This window comes from Acinetobacter sp. UBA3025 (genome assembly GCF_002367915.1).
Classification (GTDB): domain Bacteria; phylum Pseudomonadota; class Gammaproteobacteria; order Pseudomonadales; family Moraxellaceae; genus Acinetobacter.
Genome location: NZ_DFDO01000141.1, coordinates 1 through 9,294, shown reverse-complemented (window position 1 = coordinate 9,294; position 9,294 = coordinate 1). Strand labels below are relative to the sequence as shown.

Annotated in this window: 10 protein-coding genes; 4 read left to right on the top strand and 6 right to left on the bottom strand. The window is 42.1% G+C overall.

Annotated features, from left to right (window positions below; genetic code table 11):
- From B4J23_RS05970 to B4J23_RS05955, 4 genes are all read left to right on the top strand, one after another.
- Positions 1-1,201 (top strand): TonB-dependent siderophore receptor (locus tag B4J23_RS05970; protein ID WP_291359264.1); only part of this gene is annotated, 1,201 nt, incomplete at its 5' end.
- Between the two features lie 71 nt (positions 1,202-1,272).
- Complete coding sequence (locus B4J23_RS05965) at positions 1,273-1,884, top strand: DUF4198 domain-containing protein (protein WP_291359262.1); 612 nt, start codon at positions 1,273-1,275, stop codon at positions 1,882-1,884.
- A gap of 45 nt (positions 1,885-1,929) precedes the next feature.
- Positions 1,930-2,208 carry a hypothetical protein gene (locus tag B4J23_RS05960; protein WP_166138842.1) on the top strand — a complete coding sequence of 93 codons (279 nt, stop codon included), beginning with the start codon at positions 1,930-1,932 and terminating at the stop codon, positions 2,206-2,208.
- Between the two features lie 3 nt (positions 2,209-2,211).
- A complete protein-coding gene (locus B4J23_RS05955) occupies positions 2,212-3,771 on the top strand; it encodes a PepSY-associated TM helix domain-containing protein (protein ID WP_291359260.1) in 1,560 nt (519 codons plus the stop codon).
- Between the two features lie 378 nt (positions 3,772-4,149).
- On the opposite strand, the gene B4J23_RS05950 is transcribed toward B4J23_RS05955, so the two are convergent.
- The 6 genes from B4J23_RS05950 to B4J23_RS05925 all read right to left on the bottom strand — a co-directional run bounded on the left by B4J23_RS05950 (position 4,150) and on the right by B4J23_RS05925 (position 9,219).
- Positions 4,150-5,043 carry a copper resistance protein B gene (locus B4J23_RS05950; protein WP_291359258.1) on the bottom strand — a complete coding sequence of 298 codons (894 nt, stop codon included), beginning with the start codon at positions 5,041-5,043 and terminating at the stop codon, positions 4,150-4,152.
- On the bottom strand, positions 5,030-6,925 hold the full coding sequence (locus tag B4J23_RS05945) for a copper resistance system multicopper oxidase (RefSeq protein ID WP_291359256.1): 1,896 nt from the start codon (positions 6,923-6,925) through the stop codon (positions 5,030-5,032). Before B4J23_RS05945 ends, B4J23_RS05950 begins: the two co-directional genes overlap by 14 nt.
- A gap of 38 nt (positions 6,926-6,963) precedes the next feature.
- A complete protein-coding gene (locus B4J23_RS05940) occupies positions 6,964-7,389 on the bottom strand; it encodes a hypothetical protein (RefSeq protein WP_291359255.1) in 426 nt (141 codons plus the stop codon).
- 118 nt (positions 7,390-7,507) lie between these two features.
- A complete protein-coding gene (locus tag B4J23_RS05935; protein ID WP_291359253.1) occupies positions 7,508-8,383 on the bottom strand; it encodes an MBL fold metallo-hydrolase in 876 nt (291 codons plus the stop codon).
- Between the two features lie 2 nt (positions 8,384-8,385).
- Positions 8,386-8,802 carry a DUF6691 family protein gene (locus B4J23_RS05930; RefSeq protein WP_180069156.1) on the bottom strand — a complete coding sequence of 139 codons (417 nt, stop codon included), beginning with the start codon at positions 8,800-8,802 and terminating at the stop codon, positions 8,386-8,388.
- Entirely contained in the window at positions 8,803-9,219 is a 417-nt protein-coding gene (locus B4J23_RS05925; protein ID WP_291359251.1) for a YeeE/YedE family protein, read from the bottom strand.
- Positions 9,220-9,294 lie beyond the last annotated feature (75 nt).

Below are 9,294 nucleotides of genomic sequence, written 5' to 3'. Positions count from 1 at the left end.
CTATGATGAAAAACGTACACAACGCGATTCAAAGCTCTTGTTTCTGTCCGGCAAACCTGGCACAAATGGCACTTCAGGCATCTTCCTCTACCCAGGCATGTATATTGATGACAATAAAGAACAACAAGCCAGCCTGGGTTTTAGCGGCACCTATCCGCTTTGGGGACAACGCCATGAAGCCTCATTGGGCTATGTCTGGGCCAAAAATCGTCTGGATGAATTGGGTTATGCTGGCAGCTTTGTCAATCCGCTGACCATAGATTTAGCCAGCTTTACACCCGAAGAACCAAGCTGGGATATGTCGAAAACCAGTGGGGAAATGCATATCCGGCAGAAGAACCAGAGCCTTTATGCTGCAACCCGACTGCATCTGAATGATGATCTGAAACTGCTTTTAGGTGCGAACTATGTTCAGGCTGAAAGCAGGGGTAGTAGTTATGGAAAAGACACTGTTTATGATGAAGATAAAGTTTTACCCTATGCCGGTCTGACCTATAACTTTAGTCCTGAATATACAGGCTATCTGAGTTATACCTCGATCTTCCGTCCGCAAACCACCAAAGCAGATGATGGCAGTATTAACAAACCGATCGAAGGTGAAAGCTATGAAGTCGGAGTAAAAGGTTCTTGGCTAGATGACAAGCTTACCGCCACTATGGCCGTGTTCAGAACGGAGCAAAGTAATTATCCGCTTCGTGATTCTGATGGTATACCGACTTTACGCACAACTCAGGTCAGTGACCTGCGTTCCCAAGGCTACGAGTTTGGCCTCGCTGGACAGCTGACCGACCATTTAAACCTAAGCTTTGGTTATACCCAGTTTAGCCTGAAAGATCTGATCAATGGCGGCGATGCGCGCACTTTCAATCCAACGCAGTCGTTTAATCTGCTGACAACTTATCAGGTTCCGCAGATTCCAAAACTGAAACTGGGCCTCGGGGTGCAATGGCAGGATCAGACCTATCTGGATGTACCTGAAGCAACAACCAATGGGGTGACCACTCAAAAAGCCGGTGTGATCGAGCAGAATGCCTATGCGCTCGTGAACTTAATGGCCAGCTATGAACTGAATGAACATATGACCTTGCAAGCCAACGGCAACAATCTGACCAATGAAAAATATTTGTTCAATTTCCCGAATCAGCAAGGTTTTTATGGTGCACCAGCAAATTACAGCGTTGCTGTGAAATTTAAATACTGATTTTCAAACTTAGCCTTGACGACATGTTCAGGGCTAAATCATCACTACATACACAAAAACAGGTAAAACAAATGAAAAAAATGATCGCTCTGACCCTCGGACTGTCTATGACACTTTCAGCTCAGGCGCATATGCTTTGGCTGGAACGTGGCACAAATCAGCAGACTCATGCGTTCTTTGGTGAATATAGTGAACAGCTTAAAGAAACGCAGCAAGGTGCCTTGAAGTCTTTTAATCAAGCAAAGGCCGTTCAGTCTAGAAAAAGCTTTAGTCCTCAAATGCAACAAGATCATTTGCTTTATGCGACCCAAGGCCAGACAGATGTCCAGCTCAGTCATGAACTGATCTATGGGGAATCCTTACTCAGCTATCACGCGAAATCCGGCAGACAAAACCTGAAAGCAGACTCAGAGCTGGATATCGTACCGGCTCAACCGAACAGTAATACTTTTACAGTCATGTATCAGGGTAAACCCACTGCGGATGTCAAAGTGACTGTCTATTCCCCACAGCACTGGCTTAAAAATTATACGACCAACAACCAAGGCCAAATTAATATTGCTACGCCATGGAAGGGTCAATATGTACTAGAGGTGAGTCAAGAAGTAGACAAGACAGGAAAATTGAATCAGCAAGTGTATAAGAAACAGTACCTGGTCACTACCTTAAGCTTCGTGCATTAAGTTGCCTCAATATTTATTTATACAGATTCATATAAAGGCCTTTCCATGATTTCTACCCTTCAGCCACTTGCTATCCTGTATCGATTAGGCATGAGCTTTGGTATTGGTTATTTATGTAGTTATCTGATTGCTCTCGATCTGGCCTATTTTTTACAGGCGAGTTTACCCAAAGCTGAATCGGTTTATCTGGCTGCCTTTATTGCCCTCATTTTTTATGTCTGTTTTGTGATTGGAATCTTCTGTATCCAAAGTCTTAAAACACTTTCAGTCTATAGCCTGATTCCTCTCATTGTTTTATTTGTCATTTCCCGCTTCATAGGTTAAACCATGCATAAATCTGTCCGTCAATCTATGGCATGGCTACATTCATGGCTAGGTTTAAGTTTTGGCTGGCTCCTCTTCGCGATCTTTTTAACAGGTGCGGTTACCTATTATCGCCATGAAATTACAATGTGGATGCAGCCACAATTTGTCATGATGCAGGTGAACCAGGAAACAGCTTTAAAAACTGCTTATAGCTATTTACAGCAACATGCACCTGATGCACAGAACTGGTATATCGGGGTAGCAAATCATGATTTACCGGTTAATAAAATTTATTGGCAAACTGCAGAGGGTGCTTATCAACTTAAAACCTTGGATGCTATGACAGGTAAGGAATTAACGCTTTCGGCTACACAGGGCGGAGATTTTTTCTATAACTTTCATTTTCAGCTATATGGCGTACCTTATACCATTGGCCGTCTGATTGTCACCATTGCTGCATTCATCATGTTGATGACCCTGATTTCCGGAATCATTACCCATAAAAAAATTCTGACTGACTTCTTTACTCTGAGAGCTTTTAAAGGACAACGTTCCTATCTGGATTTTCATAATGTCAGTTCCGTCATTGCGCTACCGTTCTTTTTAACTATGACTTTTACTGGACTGGCTATTTTCTTTTATATTGTTTTGCCTTCTGGCATGAAGCAGCTATATCCAGAAAATCCATTTCAATATTTTGAAGAAATCCGAACCAAAAATGTGCTTGCTCCCTCTGCTGTGCCCATTAAAACGGAGATGTTGCCGATTCAACATTTTATCACTACGGCGCAGCAGCACTGGGGAAAATCAGAATTTGACAATATTACCGTGAAGCAGCCGAATACCCAGCTGGCACAGATTACCTTAACCGAATTGAAAGACCATTCTATTACCCGCAATCAGGCACAACTCGTATTCAATGCGACGACAGGCAAATTGCTTGAAAACACCCGTAATGACAGTGCAATTGCTACCCTGAATGCCGGAGTATATGGTTTGCATATGGCACGTTTTGCTGAACCTGTTTTACGTTTCGCCCTATTTTTCTCAGGCATATTAGGCTGTGCCATGATCGCTTCCGGATTATTGCTCTGGAGCCTGAAACGACAGATGCAGAAAAAATCGGATCGTTTTCACTTTGGATATTATCTGGTGAATCGTCTGAATATCACCATTATAATTGGTTTACCTATTGCCATGCTGGCTTATCTTTATGCAAACCGTTTGATTCACATTCCTGTGGGCACCACAAATTATGAAATCTATATCTTCTTTAGTATTTGGCTGAGTAGTTTTATCTTGGCCTGTTTAACGCCACAACAGCATTTATGGAAAACGCAGCTTAAAATTCTCATCTGTGCCGCTTTTATGCTTCCACTCATCGACCTGTATTATTTGTGGTCCCAGCATTATCTGGATTCTCTTGCGAACTATTGGCTGTTTTTGCGTATCGATCTGATGCTCTGGATCTTGGCACTTCTCGCTTACTTCCTACATCAGAAAATTACACCTATCCAGCAAAAAGCTGTTCATAAAATTCAGGCCAAGCTTAAAACTGCACAGCAGGAGTCTTCTTCATGATATGGATGGCAATAGTAGGACTGATCTGGATGGCCTGTTTTGGTTTTTATGCAGTGAGTGAAAAACAGATTTTAAAAACCAGACAGTCTCGATATTCTTTTCTGGTGAGTTATCCGGTCATCGTTAAATTGATCTCAGGCAGTCTTTTACTGTTGGTATTGTTCCTTTTACGAACTCAATTCAGTAGTAGTATTAGCTTTATGGCACTTTGGGTTATTATAAGTCCAATCGTATTTATATTTATTCTGAAAATGAATAATTTAAAACAAAGAAAAATATAAAAGTTTATAGAGGCCTTAAGAATAAGATATAGCTGAGTATATGAGGCGAGAAAATGATTTTCCCGCCTCATAAATATTAGCTTACATACATATCTGTTTAGAACATCATTCTTAAACCGATTCCATAACGCCAGCCCTGTTCAGAATCAGATGCGTCCTGCCATGAAGTTTTCTCATTGCCCTTGGAATATTCATAAGCAATATCAAGGTAAGGCATGATCTTTTTATTGATCTCATAACGAGTTTCCAGACCGAATGCCGCATGACTTATTCCAGTCTTTTTAGCATTGGCTGCTTTATCCTTCAAAATGAGGTCAACTTCAACATAAGGCTGCAAAATCAGTTTTTGTGTGAGTAGCAGATCACGTTCTGTTTCTAGCTCAAGTCCGATAAAATCATCTTGACCAAGATACAGATGTGCATTGGTTTCAAAGAAATACGGCGCCAACCCATGGAATCCAAATATTGCATCTACATGTTCAATATTTTGCCCAGCATTAGGCTGACCCAAATTTTCCTGACGGTAGCGAAGACCCGCCTGAGCATCCCAGAAATCTGAAATATTCCGGCTATACAGAGCTTGGACTGCATATTCTGTTGCTCTGGATTCCTGCTTGTCAGCTTTGAGTTTAATGAACAGTTTATTTTCATCCGTGCCAATCCGAAGCTCATTCTCAGACTGTAAGCCTCCCTCACCTTCTGAGTTTTTGATCCATTTATTGTCCAGTTTGACCCGCGTATAAATTTGCCCTCCATGTTCCTTGCGATGATCATGTTCGCTGGAATAGGTTGAAGCTGAATCTGGAATTAAATTTTCAGTAACTTCCGGTGCTACTGAAGTTAAATGATGCTCTGACGATTGGAGTGATTGTTGATGATGCATCGAATGATCAGCATGCTGTTGAGATATATCTTCGGCAAAAACAGTCATATTTCCCAACGCCAATACACTAGCCAAAACAGGCTTCAAACAAAGATTAATGGTGTGCATGAGCATCTCCTTGTTTTTCTACTGGTTTTGTCATGTGATGATGGGAATGCTCTTCCCGCACAGTATTCTGAGTCGAAACGTCATTTTCCTGAACATTTGCTACAATCAGTTTATTCATCATTCCGGCAGTCATGTGATACAACAGATGACAATGAATCGCCCATTCACCTAGTTCATCTGCAGTCAGCAAAGTCGTAACGGTTTTTCCAGGTGGGACAATCACTGTATGTTTATTCGGCATATCTATTGCAAACTGGCCATTTTCGAGCTGCATGAACATGCCATGTAAATGCATCGGATGTGCCATCATACTGTCATTGATAAATTTCAGCCTGATCCGTTCCCCAAATTTCACTTTGAGCGGCTCTGCTTCATTAAATTTCTTGCCGTTCATGGTCCAGATATACCGTTCCATGGTGCCGCCTAAACGAATCACCAATTCGCTTTCTGCGTCGCGAATATCTTTTTGCGGAGTTAAAGATTTGAGGTCGCTATATTGCAAAGCTTTATGCCCTACCGGTGTAGAGGCATTGGCCCAGCCGTAAACTGGTTGCTGCGTAGAAGTTTTGGCATCTTTTTCATGTTGCATATGCCCGGTCATATTTGAGTGATCCACATGATCTATAACGGATGAAGTATCTGAATGCTCGGTATAATTGTCCTCTCCTTGCTCGATAACTTTGGCTGATGCATGCTGCTTATGATGCCCCATCATTGAATGTTCAGTATCTTTTTTGACATTCATGTTATGACTGGCATGATCCTGATGATTCATCTGCTCGTGTTCTTCACCTTGCATGTTGCCATGTTCCATATCTTCCATGCTCAATAAGGCACGAGGACGGGATATAGGTTTGTGTATGGCATGATGAACTGGCTTTAATTCATTCTGTAAGCTGCCAATCGCAAAACCGGAACGGTCAATCGATTCAGCTTCAATCTGATAATGTTCCGCAGTGGGCTCCACAATCACATCATAGGTTTCTGCGGCACCAATGCGGAATTCATCGACAACTACAGGTTTGACAGGCTGTCCGTCTGCACTGACCACCGTCATTTTCAACTGTGGAATACGCACATCAAAAAATGACATGGCAGAGGCATTGATAAAACGCAGTCGCACTTTTTCATTCGGTTTAAACTGTCCTATCCAGTTCTGTTCAGGCGTTTTTCCATTCACCAAAAAGGTATAGCCGGTTACATCAGACAGATCAGTTTTCAGCATGCGCATCTGGTTCCACATTTTGCGATCATTCCAGGTGGCCTTAAGCCCTTCCCGTTTGATTTGCTGAAAAACATCGCTCAGAGTTTCACGCTGATTTTGATAATACTCGGCAGATTTTTTCAAATTATTCATGATCTGCTGGCCGGACTGCTCATGAAATTCTGAAAGCATGACCACATAATCACGTTCGGTCTGCTCATGTGCAGGAACTTCCGCCTGGTTTTTGGGATAGATTACAAAGGCGCCATAAAGGCCGTCCTGTTCCTGACCCTTGGAATGGGCATGATACCAGTAGGTTCCACTCTGACGAATTTTAAAGCGATAGACAAATTCCTGATTAGGTGCAATGCCCTGAAACCCGTTAAAACCCGGGACACCATCCATCAGACCGGGTAGCAATAAACCATGCCAATGCAGAGAGCTTTCTTTATTCTTTAGCTTGTTTTTAACGCGAATAATCGCCTCATCACCTTCCTCAAATTCCAGTAAAGGTGCAGGAAATTTTCCATTCACTGTAATACGTTGTACGGTTTTACCGGTGATATTGACTGGACCTTCATCAATAACCAGCTGATATTCTTTTACAGCAGCCAATAATGAAGACGAGATCACTAAACTTAAGCCCAATAACAGGCTTTGACTAATTTTAATCGACATAACTTAATCCTTGATTTTTGAAATATTAATAACGAGGATTAAGCTTTAGGTGGGCGCAGAATTTCCTGCCAATACCCGGCAAGGTGCTTGGCTTGATAATTAGAAATAAAAGTAGTTTCTAAAACATGGATCTCAGGGAGAGATAACTTCGAGATTTCCACATCGATCCAGCTACTCAGATTATGGCAAGAGCTATAAATACAATCCGGACAGTCATCTTTGGGCTCGTTTAAGTCGGAGTGGCAATCCATGTCCTGACTCATATCATGAGCAGAACCATGCATAGCTTGATGCTGGCGATGTAACTTCTCTATTTTTGCCATTTCCTGACAATGGGAACTCATCTGCTTGGCTGACGTTTCCAGATGCATCGTTTTTGCTGAAGCAATCGACATGCCGCTCCAGCTTACGGCGAATACCATAAGCATCACAAACCAGATCTGTTTTAAGAACTGTCTGAGCACGATGCACCCTGAAAATATAAAAATGAGTTAACCCAAATAGCATAGGGTGGAATATTAAAATTCGCAAACTTTATAAGCGCTTAATTTAAAAATTAATATTTTGTTCCTGTTAAGTTGATCACTTCTTAAAATAATTTAGCGGCAGCTTCACATAAGACACACCATTGTCTTCTGGCATTGGAAACTGCCCTCCATTCATATTGATCTGGATGGCAGGCAAAATCAGTTTAGGCATACTTAGACCTGCATCACGCTGCTGACGCATCTGTACAAATTCAGATTTGCTAATCCCTTCACGGATATGAACGTTTTGCTGTTTTTGCTGCTGAATCGTCGTTTCACACTGATATTCATGACGTGACTCTGGCAAATAGTCATGACATAGAAATACCCGGGTACTTTCCGGGAGCTGAAACAGCTTGTGAACAGAATCATATAAAACCGAGGCACTGCCATTTGGAAAATCACAACGGGCCGTGCCATAGTCCGGCATAAACAGTGTATCGCCCACAAAAACGGCGTCACCAATCACATAGCTTAAACAGGCAGGTGTATGGCCAGGCGTAGGAATATTATAAACTTCCAGTTCGCCAATCTTGAAATGCTCACCATCTTCAAACAGATAATCAAAAGGCTGATGCGCATTGATCTGTTTCATGTCCAGATGATAAATCTCGGCAAAAGTTTCCTGCACCAGCGCAATTTTCTTACTGATTGCAATCTTGCCACCTAATTGCTGCTTCAGATAATGGGCAGCTGTCAGATGATCAGCATGCACATGGGTTTCCAGAATCCATTCCACGGTCAAACCTTTTGATTTTACATAGGCAATCATCTGATCGGCATGCTCGGTCGATGTAGTGGCAGACGCAGCATCGTAATCCAGCACGCTATCAATAATGGCACATTGGGCTGTTTGGGGATCGCTCACCACATAACTAAAAGTATTGGTATTTTTATCAAAAAATGCTTTGACGTTTGGGTGTTGTGTCATATTTATACTCCTGCCCATTTACGGTGAATCCAGACCCCAAGCAGCATAGCTGCAATAAAATACAAGGCTTGATAATGTCCCAAACCAATCAGGGTAAAACTGGGTGCCGGACAAATGCCTGCAATTCCCCAACCGATACCAAATAATAAACTACCCGACAGCAGTTTAGGGTCAATCTTTTGATGCTTTGGTAAATCAATGGGTTCATTAAATAAAGTGGTTGGATTTGGATTATGTTTAGCTTTCTGGAAAGGAATAAAAGCCACCAGAATAGCCCCCATCATGACAAAGGCAAGGCTGGCATCCCAATCCCCAAACAGATCCAGAAAATCCAGAACTTTTTCAGGATTAGACATGCCTGAGAGCATTAAGCCGACTGAAAACAGGCCACCAAATAGAAAAGCGAATAGATTTTTCATTTAAATAGCTCCAACCAGATGACGAACAACATAAACCGTGATAAATCCCGCCAGCATAAAAGACCCGGTCGCAACAAAGGAGCGATTTGACAGACGGCTAATCCCACAGATGCCATGCCCACTGGTACAACCTGAGCCTAAACGTGTACCAAAACCGACCAGCAAACCGGCAATGACCATCATCCATGGGCTGGCATTCAGCTCAATTTCTGGCTGAAACAAAACGCCGTAGATAAATGGAACTATAAATAGTCCTGCTAAAAACCAGACCGCAGGAGTTTTGAAAATCGTCTTTCGATTAAGTACTTGCCCAACCAAACCACTCACGCCCGCAATATGGCCATTGACATACAGATAGCCGACCACTGAAAGACCAAGCAGTAATCCACCGAGAAACGCTCCCAAAAAGTCATGCATGAGCATATCCTACTTACAATATATATTTTTATATTATATAATTAAAAATATTAATCAAGACAGTTTTTGAATATT

Coding starts and splice junctions, on each gene's coding strand:
- B4J23_RS05965 (WP_291359262.1), top strand. CDS start 1,273: ATGAAAAAAATGATCGCTCTGACCCTCGGACTGTCTATGACACTTTCA.
- B4J23_RS05960 (WP_166138842.1), top strand. CDS start 1,930: ATGATTTCTACCCTTCAGCCACTTGCTATCCTGTATCGATTAGGCATG.
- B4J23_RS05955 (WP_291359260.1), top strand. CDS start 2,212: ATGCATAAATCTGTCCGTCAATCTATGGCATGGCTACATTCATGGCTA.
- B4J23_RS05950 (WP_291359258.1), bottom strand. CDS start 5,043: ATGCACACCATTAATCTTTGTTTGAAGCCTGTTTTGGCTAGTGTATTG.
- B4J23_RS05945 (WP_291359256.1), bottom strand. CDS start 6,925: ATGTCGATTAAAATTAGTCAAAGCCTGTTATTGGGCTTAAGTTTAGTG.
- B4J23_RS05935 (WP_291359253.1), bottom strand. CDS start 8,383: ATGACACAACACCCAAACGTCAAAGCATTTTTTGATAAAAATACCAAT.
- B4J23_RS05930 (WP_180069156.1), bottom strand. CDS start 8,802: ATGAAAAATCTATTCGCTTTTCTATTTGGTGGCCTGTTTTCAGTCGGC.
- B4J23_RS05925 (WP_291359251.1), bottom strand. CDS start 9,219: ATGCATGACTTTTTGGGAGCGTTTCTCGGTGGATTACTGCTTGGTCTT.